This is a genomic window from Microtetraspora malaysiensis, assembly GCF_001528665.1.
In the GTDB taxonomy this organism is placed as follows: Bacteria; Actinomycetota; Actinomycetes; order Streptosporangiales; family Streptosporangiaceae; genus Microtetraspora_A; species Microtetraspora_A malaysiensis.
This window is the reverse complement of the sequence record NZ_BBYJ01000035.1, coordinates 15123-28916: the sequence shown is the minus strand read 5'-3', so window position 1 is coordinate 28916 and position 13794 is coordinate 15123. Positions and strand designations below refer to the sequence as shown.

12 protein-coding genes are annotated in these 13794 nt (G+C 72.8%); 5 read left to right on the top strand and 7 right to left on the bottom strand.

From position 1 onward, the window contains the following. Positions 1 to 193: 193 nt before the first annotated feature. Complete coding sequence (locus AWQ71_RS35010) at positions 194 to 2170, bottom strand: RNA polymerase sigma factor (RefSeq protein WP_067142035.1); 1977 nt, start codon at positions 2168 to 2170, stop codon at positions 194 to 196. 173 nt (positions 2171 to 2343) lie between these two features. Continuing rightward, the gene (locus tag AWQ71_RS35005; RefSeq protein WP_067142032.1) at positions 2344 to 2670 is read right to left on the bottom strand and encodes a YciI family protein; all 327 of its coding nucleotides are present in this window, start codon (positions 2668 to 2670) and stop codon (positions 2344 to 2346) included. A gap of 143 nt (positions 2671 to 2813) precedes the next feature. Between AWQ71_RS35005 and AWQ71_RS35000 the strand changes: the two genes are divergently transcribed. After that, entirely contained in the window at positions 2814 to 3491 is a 678-nt protein-coding gene (locus AWQ71_RS35000; RefSeq protein ID WP_067142029.1) for a DUF998 domain-containing protein, read from the top strand. A 53-nt stretch (positions 3492 to 3544) separates the two neighbouring features. Then, positions 3545 to 3904: a DUF1801 domain-containing protein gene (locus tag AWQ71_RS34995; protein ID WP_067142026.1), complete on the top strand. Its 360-nt coding sequence runs from the start codon at positions 3545 to 3547 to the stop codon at positions 3902 to 3904. Between the two features lie 14 nt (positions 3905 to 3918). On the opposite strand, the gene AWQ71_RS34990 is transcribed toward AWQ71_RS34995, so the two are convergent. The 3 genes from AWQ71_RS34990 to AWQ71_RS34980 form a co-directional block, all read right to left on the bottom strand. After that, positions 3919 to 5544 carry an IucA/IucC family protein gene (locus AWQ71_RS34990; protein WP_084259645.1) on the bottom strand — a complete coding sequence of 542 codons (1626 nt, stop codon included), beginning with the start codon at positions 5542 to 5544 and terminating at the stop codon, positions 3919 to 3921. A gap of 61 nt (positions 5545 to 5605) precedes the next feature. Then, positions 5606 to 7255, bottom strand: coding sequence for an IucA/IucC family protein (locus tag AWQ71_RS34985; protein ID WP_245658802.1), 1650 nt, complete (start codon positions 7253 to 7255; stop codon positions 5606 to 5608). Then, positions 7252 to 8415, bottom strand: coding sequence for an ATP-grasp domain-containing protein (locus AWQ71_RS34980; protein WP_067142019.1), 1164 nt, complete (start codon positions 8413 to 8415; stop codon positions 7252 to 7254). Before AWQ71_RS34980 ends, AWQ71_RS34985 begins: the two co-directional genes overlap by 4 nt. A gap of 87 nt (positions 8416 to 8502) precedes the next feature. Between AWQ71_RS34980 and nudC the strand changes: the two genes are divergently transcribed. Next, positions 8503 to 9441 carry an NAD(+) diphosphatase gene (gene nudC / locus AWQ71_RS34975; RefSeq protein ID WP_245658800.1) on the top strand — a complete coding sequence of 313 codons (939 nt, stop codon included), beginning with the start codon at positions 8503 to 8505 and terminating at the stop codon, positions 9439 to 9441. Positions 9442 to 9507: 66 nt separating this feature from the next. On the opposite strand, the gene AWQ71_RS34970 is transcribed toward nudC, so the two are convergent. Both AWQ71_RS34970 and AWQ71_RS34965 read right to left on the bottom strand, forming a co-directional pair. Continuing rightward, positions 9508 to 9768: a mycoredoxin gene (locus AWQ71_RS34970; protein ID WP_067142013.1), complete on the bottom strand. Its 261-nt coding sequence runs from the start codon at positions 9766 to 9768 to the stop codon at positions 9508 to 9510. A gap of 61 nt (positions 9769 to 9829) precedes the next feature. Beyond that, a complete protein-coding gene (locus tag AWQ71_RS34965; RefSeq protein ID WP_245658798.1) occupies positions 9830 to 10615 on the bottom strand; it encodes an alpha/beta hydrolase in 786 nt (261 codons plus the stop codon). A gap of 243 nt (positions 10616 to 10858) precedes the next feature. Between AWQ71_RS34965 and AWQ71_RS34960 the strand changes: the two genes are divergently transcribed. Together AWQ71_RS34960 and AWQ71_RS34955 are read left to right on the top strand one after the other, a co-directional pair. Then, positions 10859 to 12907, top strand: coding sequence for an ATP-dependent DNA helicase UvrD2 (locus AWQ71_RS34960; protein ID WP_067142007.1), 2049 nt, complete (start codon positions 10859 to 10861; stop codon positions 12905 to 12907). 12 nt (positions 12908 to 12919) lie between these two features. Continuing rightward, positions 12920 to 13786, top strand: coding sequence for an acyl-CoA thioesterase (locus tag AWQ71_RS34955; RefSeq protein WP_067142004.1), 867 nt, complete (start codon positions 12920 to 12922; stop codon positions 13784 to 13786). Positions 13787 to 13794 lie beyond the last annotated feature (8 nt).

Sequence of the window (13794 nt, the reverse complement as noted above, 5' to 3'; positions counted from 1 at the left end):
GACGCGTCGTCGGTGCTCGACGAGAGGCATGTGGGTCCCATCCTTTCGGCTCCTTGCGCTGTCTCATGGTACGTGGAGTTGCTACTTCGCGACGGAACGTAACAGCGGGATGGGGGCGCGGTGACGGCCCGGAGAGGTGCGGGAGAAGCCTCTCCACCTCGGGGCGAGAGATGCCCCTCGGGATGGGGGTGGATCAGCCCCGGGGCTTGAGCTGGCGGAGGGTGTAGCCGTGGCCGGCCGGGTCCAGGAGGATGGTGGCCCGCTTGAAGAGGTACTCGGCCCGCTCGTACGACAGGCGTCCGCGGCCGGTCTCCGGGCACAGGTCCGCCGGCGCCGGTGTGCGGGCGGGGCCGGGGCGCCGGTCGGCGAGGAAGAGGGGCCCGCGGGCGCGCCCGGCCAGCAAGCGGGGGAGCAGGCGGGCGGTCCCGGAACGCCAGCTCACCCAGCCGCCTCCCGCCCGGGCCCGGCGGTCGTCCAGGTCCAGATCCTCGACGTTCAGGGACAGCACGGTCGTCACCCCGGCCGCCGACTCGTGCAGGAGCCGCCACAGGGTCAGCTCCCGCAGGGGCACATCGGGGAGGTTCCACAGCGCGTCGAGCCGGGCCGCGTCGATCGTCTCCGTACGGGCCGGGGTCACGGTCCGGCGGTCGAGGCCCGCCGCGAGGTCGTCCAGGGACGCCCACGTGCAGAACGACCGCACCGCGGACCGGTGCCGGTTCCAGGTCGCGGCCGCCGCCTCGCCCCAGGCCGTACGGAAGACGTGCGCCACCTGGTCGGCGGTCAGCGAGTCCAGCGGCAGTTCGTCGCCCAGGGAGAGGCGTAGCCGCCGCAGCGTCTGCCCGTACGAGCGGGCGGTTCCGCCATCGAGGTCGTCGCGGGCCAGGAAGTCGCGGGCGGCCTGCCAGAGAGTGAACGTTGGCGCCTTGGGAGCGGGGATCCCGTCCGCACGGCGGCGCAGGAAGGCGCGTTCGGCGTCGTTCCCGGTGAGGGACGCGGCCCGCAGGAACTCCCGCCGCGCCTCCTCACGCCGTCCGAGCCGGAGCAGGAGATCGCCCCGGACGCTCGGGAGCAGGTGGTAGTCGCGCAGCGCGGGGTCGCCGGTCAGCGAGTCCGCCACGGCCAGCCCCGCCACCGGCCCGTACGCCATGCCGAGCGCGACCGCGTGGTTGAGCCGCACGACCGGTGTCGGGAGCAGCCGGGACAGCGTCTCGTACAGGCTCGCGATCCGGGGCCAGTCGGTGTCGGCCGCCGTCGCCGCCTGGGCGTGGCAGACGGCGATCGCCGCCTGCAGCATGTACGGCCCCGGCGGGCCGCCCGCCTCCCGCGCGCGCAGCATGGCGGTGAAACCGCGGCGGATGAGCAGCCGGTCCCAGCGGCCCCGGTTCTGCTCGTGAAGCTGGACCGGCTCCCCTGAGGGGCCGGTGCGGGCGGCGGAGCGCGACTCCTGGAGCTCCATGAGCGCGACCAGGCCGTGGACCTCGGCCTCGTGCGGCGCCAGCTCGGCCAGCAGGCGGCCGAGCCGCAGCGCCTCCAGGCAGAGCTCCGGCCGCATCAGGTCGTCGCCGGAGGTCGCCGAGTATCCCTCGTTGAAGATCAGATAGATGACGTCGAGCACGGACGACAGGCGCTCGGTCAACTCGGCGCCGTCCGGCAGCTCGAACGGCACCTCCGCCTCGGCCAGCGTCCGCTTGGCGGAGGCGATCCGCTGGACGATCACCGGCTCGACGGCCAGGAACGCCCGCGCGATCTCGGCGGCCGTCAGACCGCCGAGCAGCCGGAGCGTCAGCGCGACCCGCTCCTCCGTGGGCAGCACGGGGTGGCAGGACAGGAACATCAGCCGCAGTACGTCGTCCGGCTCGCCGTCCGGCGGCCGCTGTTCCAGCTCGTACGCGATCTGCTCGTGCTTGCGCTCCAGGCGGGCGGACCGGCGGATGTGGTCGACGGCCCGCCGCTTGGCGATCGCCATGAGCCAGGCTCCCGGGTTGTCCGGGACGCCGGACTCGGGCCACTGTTCGAGCGCGGAGACCAGCGCGTCCTGGGCCAGTTCTTCGGCGAGGCCGACGTCGCGGACCATGCGGGTGAGTCCGGCGACGATCTTGGCCGACTCCATCTTCCAGACCGCGTCGATCGTCCGCCGGACGCCTTCCGGAGGGAGGGAAGCGTCGATCATGGTCTGCCGATGCCTTTCGCCGGTTCGGTGTGGTGGTCCGGTCTCCGGCCCGTGCCTACTCACGGGAGAGGCCCCGCCCGGCGCCCCTGGTCAGGAGAGGGGCGCCGGGCGGGGCCGGAGCCGTCGCGGTTCGGCGGCCGGGAGCGCGCTGACGAAGCCCGGCCGCGCAGGTGTCAGGGGCCGAAGACCTGCTGGATCACGCTCTCGCCGTCCCCGACGATCTTGCGGAAGCGCCGAGTCACCTCGATCGCCTCCTCCTTGCTGCGGACCTCGACGAGCGCGAAACCGGCCACCGCCTCCTTGGCCTCGGTGAACGGCCCGTCGGTCACCGTGATCGTGTCGCCCGAGGACGCGACGCGGACACCGCCGGCCTCCAGGCCGCCGGTGGCCAGCAGGACCCCGGCCGCGGTCAGCTCCTCGACGAACTTGGCCATCTCGGCGTACAGCGTCTCGTCGGGGGCGTCGGTGTCGGTGGCCTTGGTCGTCATCAGGTAGCGCATGAGGTTGCTCCGTATTCGTTAGTCGCTTCGGTGTTTCACCCAAGCGTCGAACACCTTATGTGACAGGGAACGGCGGCATTCCCTGTCACATCACCGGATCGACGTGTCAGCGAGAACCGACGAACACCAGAAAGGCATCGGCCATGACCGCCATCCAGATCCCCGCCGCCACCACCACTCCCGCGACTCCCGCGACCTCGGCGACCACCCGCGCCCTGCTCACCTGCGCGGCGGTCGCGGCGCCCCTGTGGGCGACCGTCTCCCTGGCTCAGGCCGCCACCCGGGAGGGCTTCGACCTGATCCGCCACCCGCTGAGCGCGCTGAGCAACGGCTCCCTCGGCTGGCTGCAGATAACCAACTTCCTGGTCGCCGGTCTCCTGACCGTCGCCGGGGCGACCGGCCTGCGCCGCGCCATGCGCGGCACTCCCGGAGGCACCTGGACGCCACGGCTGGTCTTGGTCAACGGCATCGGGATGATGGCCGCGGGAGTCTTCGTCATGGACGCGTCCGACGGCTTCCCCGTCGGCACCCCGGACGGGATGCCCGAGGCGCTCACCTGGCACAGCTACGGCCACATGGCCGCCGGATCGGTCGCCTTCATCGCGCTGATCGCCGCCTGCTACGTCCTGGGCCGGCACTTCAGCCGCTCCGGGAACCGGGGCCTCGCCGTCGCCTCCCGCGTCGCCGGCACCGCACTGCTGGTCGGCGACGGCTGGTCGATGACCGGCGGCGCGGCCGGCTCCCTCACCCTGGCCGTCGGCGCCATCACCGCGATGCTCTGGGTCTCCTGGGTCGCCGCCCGCTACCGCCGCGGCCTCTGAACCACCCCGCTGAACCACCCCACGCCGAATCCCGGACAAGAAAGGTCGCCGACATGACCAAGCCCGCCACCGTGGACGAGTACATGGCCTCCCTCCCCGAGTCGCATCGCGAGATCGGTGCGAAGCTCCTGCCCCTCATCGAGGAGACGCTGCCCGGCGTCGGCGCGGTCTGGCACGGGCACCCGGTGTGGAGCCTGGGCCCGGCCCCGGGCAAGCAGCCGGTCGCCTACGTCAAGGCGTACGCGAGCTACGTGACCTTCGGCCTCTGGCGTGGTCAGGAGATCGAGGACCGGTCCGGCCGCCTCGAACCCGCCGCCCGGGTGATGGCCGCGGTCAAGCTCCGTTCGGTGGACGAGATCGACGCCGAGCTGTTCGCGGACTGGCTGCGCCAGGGCCGCGACCTGGAGGGGTGACCGCGCCGGGGACGTCAGGCGAGCGGGTTGGCGATCGGGACGTATCCGGCGGTACGGTCCGCGTCGCGCGCCCAGCGGACCCCGAGGTTGGCCTTCGCAGGCAGTGGCGCCCCCGCGAGCAGCTCGGCCAGCGGGGGTGGCGTGCGGTGTCCCTCCGCGTACGCCGCGAGGACGTCACGGGCGGCCGACCACAGTTCGGGCAGGATGACCTGCCCGGCGTGCTCGGCCACCGAGGCGGCGACCTCGGCGAGATGGTTGACCATGAGGCAGTAGACGACGCGGTTCCATCCGCGCTCCGCGTCGTACGTGAGCGCCGTGGCCACCGCCGGAGGCAGGCCGGACAGATCATGCCGATCCCGGACGAGCTTCGTCCCCTCCATATCCCGAAATATGGCTTCAACGGGGAGATCGCGGTCGTCGATCCCGACCAGCACGTTCTGCAGGTGGGGCTCCAGGACCACGCCGTGCGTGAAATACGCGTCGAGCACCGGCGGCGCGACCCGCTCCACATAGCACCGCCACCACGCGAGCGGATCGGCCGTGCCGTACGGCCCCGGGCCCCCCGGGGAGGCGAGCGCCCCGGCGAGGACCGGGGTGACGCCGGGACCGCACACCGTCCATGGGCCGGGCCGGAGGATCACGCCCAGCCCTTCGAGCAGCCGGACGCCGAGGTCCGCGGACCGGTAGCCGGGCTCGGGCAGCCACCGCGTGCCGGGGAAGCCGGCGGCCAGCCGCGCGAACACCGGGCCGAGCCGCCCGGTGAGCTCCACCGCGCCGATCAGCTCGTACCAGGCGTTCTTCCGCACGCAGTTCGTGATCCGTACATCGAGACTGAACTTCAGGCACATCCCGGTCTCCGCGTCGTACACCGTGCGGACCGACGAGGTGGGGGCCACCGGCCGGGACGTCTCCCCCAGATCGACCAGCCGCCCGTCGGCCAGGGGGTCGCGCAGTTCGGCGGCGAGCAGGTCGAGCTGCCACGGATGCGCCGGCAGCGGCACGTACCCCGAAGGCGCGCCGCCGAATAGGCCGAGCGCGGCGGCGTCGCCCCGCTCCGCGACCAGGTCGGCGCGCACGCCGAGCAGCCGGAGCGGGAACTCCGCGTGCGCCTCGGGCGCGTAGCGCAGCCAGTCGGACCCCTCCCGCGCCTTCGGCGAGGGGTGGAACGGGTGCCCCGCGACCAGCGCCTGCTCCGACGCGAGCCACGGATCGCCGGGGGCGGCCGCCCTCTCGCGGGCCCGCAGCAGCGCGGCGATCGCCTCGCGGCTGCGCGTCACCTGCCCGGCGAACTCGTCGTTGCCTCCGGCCAGCTCCCGCTCGACCAGCGTGACCAGCATCTCCGAGGTGAGCGGCCGCCACGCGCCGCCCGAGAGCCACTCGGCCGGGCCGTCGAAACGCAGCGCGATCCCGCCGTGGACCCGGGCCCGCAGCAGAGTCCCGGCCACCCGCAGCAGCAGGTACGGCTCGGCCGGCCAGACCTGCCCGCGCGGCCAGGCCACCTCGCGGACGCAGCAGCGCAGCAGCGCGCCCAGCGTCACCGCCTCCGCGACCGCGCGGCGGGCGTCCCCGGAACCCGGCTCGTGGCCGTGTTCCGGGGAAATCCCGTGTGTACGGCCCGCTGCCGTGGATACGGCGCTCATCCGATCTCCTTCGGCGTGGAGGACTCCCGTCCGCGATCCGGGGGAGATCCGGGGGAGGCAGTCAACGCGGGAAGCGGAGGTAGTTCGGCCCGCTGGTGCCGTAGAACTTGTTGACGTCCCTGGCGCCGGTCCGTTCCTTGCCGACCAGGGTGGCGGCGGTGACCATGGACTTGCCGACCAGCCGGGCCGCGTCCAGGGTCCTGGCGCGCAGCAGGCGGGCCATCGGGTGCTCGCCGTACTCCGTGAGCGCGTCGTCGAGCGTCTCGCGTATCAGCCGGGCCGCGTCCTCGACCGCCCCGAACGCGATGGCCGCGGCGGCCAGATGCAGGGTGATCGTCACGAACACGTCGGCCAGGGAGTGCGGATCGTCGGTCAGCATGCGCTCGTCGGCGAAGTCCGGTACGGCCGGCCCGGCCGAGGCCAGCCGGTCGGGCGCGGCGAGAAGGCCGTCGTTGTCCTTCACCATCAACCGCATCGCGCCGTCCGCGAAGACCAGCGACAGGTTCTGCTGGTGCGCCTCCAGGGCGATGCCGTACCGGACGAAGAGCCGGACGTTCCACGCGAAGAGGAGGGTCAGGTACTCGCGGAGCAGCGCCCTGACGTCGCCTCCGTGGAACCGGGCGGCGATCTCGGGGAGCACGCCGGGCGCGGCCAGCGCCGCCACGGGCACGATCTCGCCGGGAGGCAGCCGCCGGACCAGCCAGCCGAGGTACTCGTGCCCGGCGTGGCCGTGGACCTGCTCGTCGGCGAGGAGCACCGGCAGGTCCGGCTCGGCGCGGAGCACCTCGCGCAGCAGCCGTTCGGCGAGCGCGCCGTCCCGCAGCGTGGCGGGCTTGATCGACCGCCGGTTGCGCAGTCCGAGCGTGCTCGTCGGGATCGGCAGCTTGAGGTGCAGCCGTTCGCCGGCCACCACGGTGCGCATCGACAGCGTCGGCCGCACCCGCAGGTACGGCACGCCCGCCACGATGACGCCGGGGATCCCGGTGACCACCGGCAGCGCGAGCGGATGCACCGGGAAGAGCACGTGCGTGTCCGCCAGCCGGTCGGGCAGCCCCACGTCGGCGGGGCGTGGGAAGAGCGCGGAAGCGTGACCCGGGACCGCCGACGGGAACACGCGGGAAAGCGACCCCGAGACCGGCTCCTGGCGGACGCCCGGGAAGGTCTCCGCCTCGGCCGAGAGCGTGACGCGCTCCCTGGGCACCGCGGCCCAGCGCAGCTCGAACGCGGGCGCGAACTCCGGGGCGTACGCGAGCAGGCCCTCGGCGGGGACGCCGAGGCGGCAGCGCGCCGTCGGGTACACGGGGTGGTCCACGGCCGCCGCGAGCGCCTCGTACCGGATCGGGCCGGGTGCCCGCTCCAGCGCCCGCGGCCCGTGCCGGTCGTGGAGTTCGAGCGCGGCGAGGGTCTCGTGGCATTCGGTGGCGAAGGCGGCGACCCCGGGAGCGTCGGCCGGCGTCGCCACCGCCTCCAGCGTCTGCAGGACCTCCGCGAGGGTGAGCGTCTCCTCCGGGGCGATCGAGAAGTCCTGGAACAGGCCGCCGGGCGCGAGCCGTACCCTCCGGCCGGACGCGAGCACGAGGGCGACCCCCTCCCGGTCGCGTTCCAACCGTGACGCGATGCCCGCGAAGTCCTCGCGGAGCAGCGCGTTCAGCACCCGTCCGGCCAGGTACGGCTCCCGCCCCACCGGCCGCACCCCGGCCATCGCGCTCATCCGATCACCCACGGCCGCTCGGCGCGGAACGCCGCCACGGCGGCGTCGACGCGGGCGCGGTCCGGCCCGACGGCGCGGAGGAGGCCCAGATAGTCGCGGTTGGTGTGGGTCAGTTCGACCCGGTCGCCGACCCGGCGCAGCGGCCGGTGCCACAGGCGGGCCCCGTCGCGCTCTCGCGGCTGCGCGTCCGGAGGCGGGGCCACGGTCACCACGCCGGAGCGGTCCGCGACGAGGCTGACCACGGCGCCGTGCCCGGCCGTGGCCGCCTCCGGCGGGCACGGCAGCGGCTCGCCCGCGTGGACGCGCAGTATCCACTCGAAGAGGGGCGCCCCGATCATGTCGGCGAGCAGGAGGTCGCAGTTGTCGCCGATGACGCGGTAGTTCACCTCGACGATCCGGGGCCCGTCCGGTGTGACGACGTACTCGGTGTGGCACGCGCCGAAGCCCACGCCGAGCGCGGCCAGCGCAGCCAGCACGTGGTCGCGCGCGCCCGGGGGCGGCTCCGGATCCCAGTCGAGCCGTTCCTCGACGAAGTGCGGCAGCGGGCCGAGTGTGGTGCGGAATCCCCCCAGAACGGCCACCGTGCCGCCGTCCCCGAGGGTCTCCAGGGTGTGGAGGGGGCCGTCGAGGTACTCCTCGGCCACCAGCGTCTCGCCGGGCCGCCGCGTCCTGATCTCGGCGACCGCCGCGGCCAGCTCGCCGGCGTCCCGGGCCAGCGTCACGTCCTCGCTCGCCACCCCCATGGCCGGCTTCACCACCACCGGGTACGGCAGGGCCTCCGGCAGGCCCGCCCCCGGCGTGAGCCGTACGGACCGGACGGACTCGACGGAGGCGAGCCGTTCGCGGGTGAGGGCCTTGTTCTTCGCGGTGACGCAGGCGCGCCAGTCCTTGCCCGGCAGGCCGAAATACGCGGCGGCCAGGGCGGTCTCGGCCTGGATGTGGTCGGAGTTGGTGAAGACGACGCCCGGCGGGTGGTGCCGGGCGATGGTGTCGATGACGGCGCGGACGTCGCGCACGTCGGTCTCGATGGTCTCGAACCCGGGATATCCGGCGGGACGGTCGGTCAGGATCGTCACGTCCCATCCCAGAGCCTCGGCGGCGGGCAGGAAGCCGGCGGTGACCGAGTCGGTGGGATTCAGCGAGGTGAGGTACAGCCGCACGCAAGGACCCCCGAAGGTAAGGCTAACCTAACTCAGTCATCCTAGCCTTCGATAGATCGTTTTGGTGGCGAATGGAAAGATAGGCGAGTGGAAACGACTGACGGGCTCATGGGGCCGTTGTTGCTGTCGCGCGGCATCGTCGACCGTTCGGCCGCGCTCCGCAACGACGAGGACTGGTTGCGGCGGGTCTGGGCCGAGGAGAGGACCCGCGTCCTGCTCGTCCACGAGGGCAGGACCCTGGTCCGGAGTCGCGGCATGGAGGCGAGCCTGACCCTGATGTCGCCCGCCGAGGCCCCGCAGGGGCCGCGCTACCTGCTCGGTGTCGACGCCGAGGGTGTGCCGTACTTCGCGGTCAAGACGCCGCTGCCGGACGAGATCACCGAGGGCCCCGCGCCGGAGGACGGCCCGTACGACGCCCCGATGGGGCTGCGCCAGGCCGGATCCCTGCTCGACGACCGGGACGCCGGTCTCTTCGTCTACGCGGTGGCGCTGGAGGCGTGGCACGCCGGGCACGAGCACTGCCCGCGCTGCGGGAGCCGCACCGACGTCGCGGCGTCGGGCCACGTGCGCGTCTGTCCCGCCGACGGCAGCCAGCACTTCCCCCGGGTCGACCCCGCCGTGATCATGCTGGTGCGCGACGAGGACGACCGTGCGTTGCTGGCCAGGGGCCCGGAGTGGCCGGAGGGCCGGATGTCGGTGCTCGCCGGGTTCGTCGAGCCGGGCGAGGCGCTGGAGCAGGCCGTCGTGCGCGAGGTCTTCGAAGAGGTCGGCGTCGCCGCGGCCGACGCCCGATACATGGGCAGCCAGCCGTGGCCGTTCCCGCGCAGCCTGATGGTCGGGTTCTTCGCCCGCGCGCTGTCCACGGAGCTCCGGCCGGACGCGGAGGAGATCGCCGAGGCCCGCTGGTGGACCAGGGACGAGCTGGGCGCGGCCGTGCGCTCCGGAGAGCTGGGCCTGCCGTCCCAGCTCTCGATCGCCCGCAGGCTCATCGAGACCTGGTACGGCGCGCGCATCGACGGCGACTGAGTCCGGGGGCGCCGACCGGGACGGCGGCGCCCCACAGATCGAACCGGACGGAACGCGAGGAGGGGGTCAGCAGGCGCCGGTGAGGTGCCGCTTGACCTCGGCCACCGACGGGTTCGTCATCGTGTGGCAGTCGGCGACCACGGTCGGCACCACCTGGTTGCCGTTGTTCACGCTCATCACGAACTCCGCGGCGTCCGGATGCCGCTCGATGTCGATCTCCTCGAAGGTGATGCCTTCGCGGGTGAGCTGGCCCTTCAGTCGCTTGCAGGGGCCGCACCAACTGGTCGTGTAGACGGTGAGCGCCATCTTCGTCCCTTCGTGTGTCATGAGCAGTCATTGACAACACAGGGGACCGCCGCCCGTGTTCCCGGGGTCCGCGGAGCGGCGGTCACTTCGCCAGGCGGGAGGCGATCCAGGACTGCACGCCCTCGGCCACGCCCGGCTCGCGGTAGAGCGCCGAGCTGTGCTGCACGCCGGGCATCGTCCGGATGGTCATCTTCACGCCCACCTCGTCGAGCGTCTGCTTCAGCAGCTCGCTCTGGTACGGCGGCACGAACTCGTCGTCCGAGTGGAGCGTGAGCATCGGGGCGTCGCCCGCGCTCGCGTGGAACGCCACCTCCATGCTCGACCAGATCTTGGGGCACTGGGTCGGCCCGCAGCCGCCCGCCAGCGCCACCGTCGCCTTGCGGAGCTTGCGCTGGTAGGCGTCCCCGCCGGCGTCGCCGTCGCTGTAGGCCGTCAGCGGCGAGATGACCGGGGAGACGGCGGCGACGCCGCGCAGGCCGGGGGAGCCGTCGCCGTACGTGCCGACGGCGGCGGCGATGTGCCCACCCGCGGAGAAGCCGAGCACGACGTAGCGGTCCGGGTCCATGTTGAACGTCTCGGCGTGCTTGCGCATGGTGGCGATGGCGTTGAGCGCGTCGCTCCGCTGCGCGGGCCACGCGGCGTCGCCCGACAGCCGGTAGTTGATCGAGATGACGGTGTAGCCGAGCTGTGCGTAGCTCTGGCTGATCGAGGCCGTGGCCTTCTTGTCGCCGCCCGACCACCATCCGCCGTGGACGATGAACACCGCCGGATGCCGCTCTCCGGTGTTGTGCCACCACACGTCCATGCGCTGCCGGGGGTGCGCGCCGTACGAGAAGGTGCGGACGTTGGTGTCCGAGTGGAGCGGCACGACGGATACCGTGGCGGAGGGCGTGGGACTGGGCGACGGCGTCGGGTCGCCCGACGCGGCGGCGGCGCCCGTCGACGGGAGCAGAACGGCAGCGAGGGCTAGGGATCCGACACCTACCGCTGTCCTTCGCACTGCTCTCCTCCTTCGGAGCCGGGGCCCCTGTGGGTAAACCACGCCGTCTCTGTTAGTTGCTGGAAGGATGATGCCAGTTCATCCGTCCGCATCGCATGTTGGGAGCGTTACGTGGACGTCCTCGCGGGGCTGGATCCGGAGCAGCGCGACGTCGCCGAGTCCGTACGCGGTCCGGTGTGCGTGCTGGCAGGAGCAGGCACGGGCAAAACCCGGGCCATCACCCATCGCATCGCGCACGCGGTGCAGTCCGGGGTGGTCGAGCCGCAGTGCGTCCTCGCTGTGACGTTCACCACACGGGCGGCCGGTGAGCTCAGGCAGCGGCTGCGCCGGCTCGGCGCGCCGGGCGTGCAGGCCCGCACCTTCCACGCGGCGGCGCTGCGCCAGCTCAGCTACTTCTGGCCGCGCGTGATCGGCGGCGACACACCCCAGATCGTGGAGTCCAAGCTGCCGCTGCTCGTCGAGGCGTGCCGCACGCTCAGGAGGAACCCCGACCGCGGCGAGCTGCGCGACGTCGCGAGTGAGATCGAGTGGGCCAAGGTCACCCAGACCGGCCCCGAGGACTACCCGGCCGCCGCGCTCAAGGCCCGGCGCACCCCGCCGATCGCCCCCGAGGAGGTGGCCCGCCTCTACGAGGCGTACGAGGAGCTGCGCCGCCGCCGCAACCTGATCGACTTCGAGACCATCCTGGAACTGACCGCCGCGGTGATCACCGAGCACCGGGAGGTCGCCGCGCAGGTCCGCCAGCAGTACCGCTACTTCGTGGTGGACGAGTTCCAGGACGTCAACCCGCTGCAGAAGCTGCTGCTCGACACCTGGCTCGGCGGGCGCGACGACCTGTGCGTGGTCGGCGATCCCAACCAGACCATCTACTCCTTCACCGGCGCGACCCCGCTCTACCTGACGAACTTCGCGGTCGAGCACCCTTCGGCCACGGTGATCAGGCTGGTCCGCGACTACCGCTCCACCCCGCAGGTGGTCACGCTCGCCAACCGCGTCATGGCGCGCTCGCCGCATCGGCTGGAGCTGGTCGCACAGCGCCCGGAGGGCCCTGAGCCCGTCTTCACCGAGTACGACGACGAGCCGGCCGAGGCGCTGGGCGTGGCGCTGACCGTGAAGAAGCTCATGGCCGACGGCGTGCCCGCCCGGGAGATCGCCGTACTCTTCCGCGTCAACGCCCAGTCCGAGGCGTACGAGCAGGCATTCGCCGAGGCCCGCGTGCCGTACGTGCTGCGCGGCGCGGAGCGGTTTTTCGAGCGCCCGGAGGTGCGGCAGGCCGTGGTCCTGCTGCGCGGCGCCGCCCGCTCGGCGAACGACGAGGAGTCGCTCGCGCCGGCCGTCCACGCGATCCTCTCGGGGATCGGCCTCACCCCGGAGCCGCCCGGCGGCGGCAGCGCCCGGGAGAAGTGGGAGTCGCTCAAGGCGCTGGCCGACCTCGCCGAGGACATGGCGGCCGAGGGCGCGGACCTGCCCGCCTTCGTCGCCGAGCTGGAGCGCCGGGCGATGGAGCAGCACGCGCCGCCCGTCGAGGGCGTGACGCTCGCCTCGCTGCACTCCGCCAAGGGCCTGGAGTGGGACGCTGTCTTCCTCGTCGGGCTCACCGACGGCATGGTCCCGATCGTGTACGCCGAGACCCCCGAGCAGATCGAGGAGGAGCGGCGGCTCCTCTACGTGGGCGTGACCCGCGCCCGCGAGCACCTTCACCTGTCCTGGGCGCTGGCCCGCTCCCCGGGCGGCCGCCGGTCGCGCCGGCCGTCCCGGTTCCTCGACGGCCTCTCCTCGCTGACCGCGAGCCCGCCGCCGAAGGCGGAGCGCCGGGCGCCGTCCAGGAAGGCGGCGCAACCCGTCCAGTGCCGCATCTGCGGCAGGTCCCTGGCGACGGCCGCCGAGCAGAAGCTGGGCCGCTGCGCCGGCTGCCCGGCGGACTACGACGAGGAGTTGCTGGAGAAGCTCAAGGCCTGGCGCTCCTCTGTCGCCAAGGAGAACAAGGTCCCGGCGTACGTCGTCTTCACCGACGTGACGCTCCAGGCGATCGCCGAGCGAATGCCCGCCTCGGAAGAGGACCTTATGCAGATCGCGGGGATAGGACGGGTCAAATTGGACCGGTATGGTGACGCTGTGCTCGACCTGTGCCGTTCCGCCGCCGGAGTCTCCGGTGAGTAATGGAGGTTCTCGATGAACTCCGCGCTCAAGGAGCTCCTCGACCTTCTCGATCTGGAGCAGATCGAGCTGGACATCTTCCGGGGACGCAGCCCCGAGGAGCGCATCCAGCGTGTCTTCGGCGGCCAGGTCGCCGCCCAGGCCCTGGTGGCGGCCGGCCGTACGGTGCCGGCCGACCGCATGGTCCACTCGCTGCACGCGTACTTCATCCGCCCCGGCGACCCGGCGGTCCCGATCGTCTACAACGTCGAGCGGGTGCGTGACGGCCGCTCCTTCACCACGCGCCGGGTCGTCGCGATCCAGCACGGCAAGGCGATCTTCACCATGTCGGCCTCGTTCCACATCGACGAGCCCGGCGTCGCGCACCAGGCGCGGCCGATGCCCGACGTGCCCGCGCCGGAGAGCCTGCCCACGTTCCAGCAGCGGATGTTCGAGACCTTCGGCGACGACGAGGCGTGGCGCGAGTGGACGTCCAAGCCGCGTCCGGTCGACTTCCGCTACGTCAGCGCGCTCCCGTGGGAGGCGCAGCGCGACCCGAGCCTGATCAGCACCGAGAACAACGCCTGGTTCCGGTACGACGCCGAGCTGCCCGACGACCCGCTGCTGCACGTGGTGCTCGCCGCGTACGCCTCCGACTTCACCCTCGTCGACACCGTCCTGCTCGCCCACGGGCTGGCCTGGGGGTCGGCGAACATCAGCGGAGCCTCCCTCGACCACGCCATGTGGTTCCACCGCCCGTTCCGCGCCGACGACTGGATGCTGTACGCCCAGGAGTCGCCCTGGTCGGGCGGGGCGCGCGGGCTCGCGCGCGGTGAGATGTACACCGCGTCCGGGCAGCTCGCGGTGTCGGTCGTCCAGGAGTGCCTGATCCGGGTGGGCTGACCCCGTCG

What these genes read in the sequence shown, in the direction of transcription:
- AWQ71_RS35010 (WP_067142035.1), bottom strand. Translation starts at nt 2,170, where the DNA reads ATGATCGACGCTTCCCTCCCTCCGGAAGGCGTCCGGCGGACGATCGAC.
- AWQ71_RS35005 (WP_067142032.1), bottom strand. Translation starts at nt 2,670, where the DNA reads ATGCGCTACCTGATGACGACCAAGGCCACCGACACCGACGCCCCCGAC.
- AWQ71_RS35000 (WP_067142029.1), top strand. Translation starts at nt 2,814, where the DNA reads ATGACCGCCATCCAGATCCCCGCCGCCACCACCACTCCCGCGACTCCC.
- AWQ71_RS34995 (WP_067142026.1), top strand. Translation starts at nt 3,545, where the DNA reads ATGACCAAGCCCGCCACCGTGGACGAGTACATGGCCTCCCTCCCCGAG.
- AWQ71_RS34990 (WP_084259645.1), bottom strand. Translation starts at nt 5,544, where the DNA reads ATGAGCGCCGTATCCACGGCAGCGGGCCGTACACACGGGATTTCCCCG.
- AWQ71_RS34985 (WP_245658802.1), bottom strand. Translation starts at nt 7,255, where the DNA reads ATGAGCGCGATGGCCGGGGTGCGGCCGGTGGGGCGGGAGCCGTACCTG.
- AWQ71_RS34970 (WP_067142013.1), bottom strand. Translation starts at nt 9,768, where the DNA reads ATGACACACGAAGGGACGAAGATGGCGCTCACCGTCTACACGACCAGT.
- AWQ71_RS34955 (WP_067142004.1), top strand. Translation starts at nt 12,920, where the DNA reads ATGAACTCCGCGCTCAAGGAGCTCCTCGACCTTCTCGATCTGGAGCAG.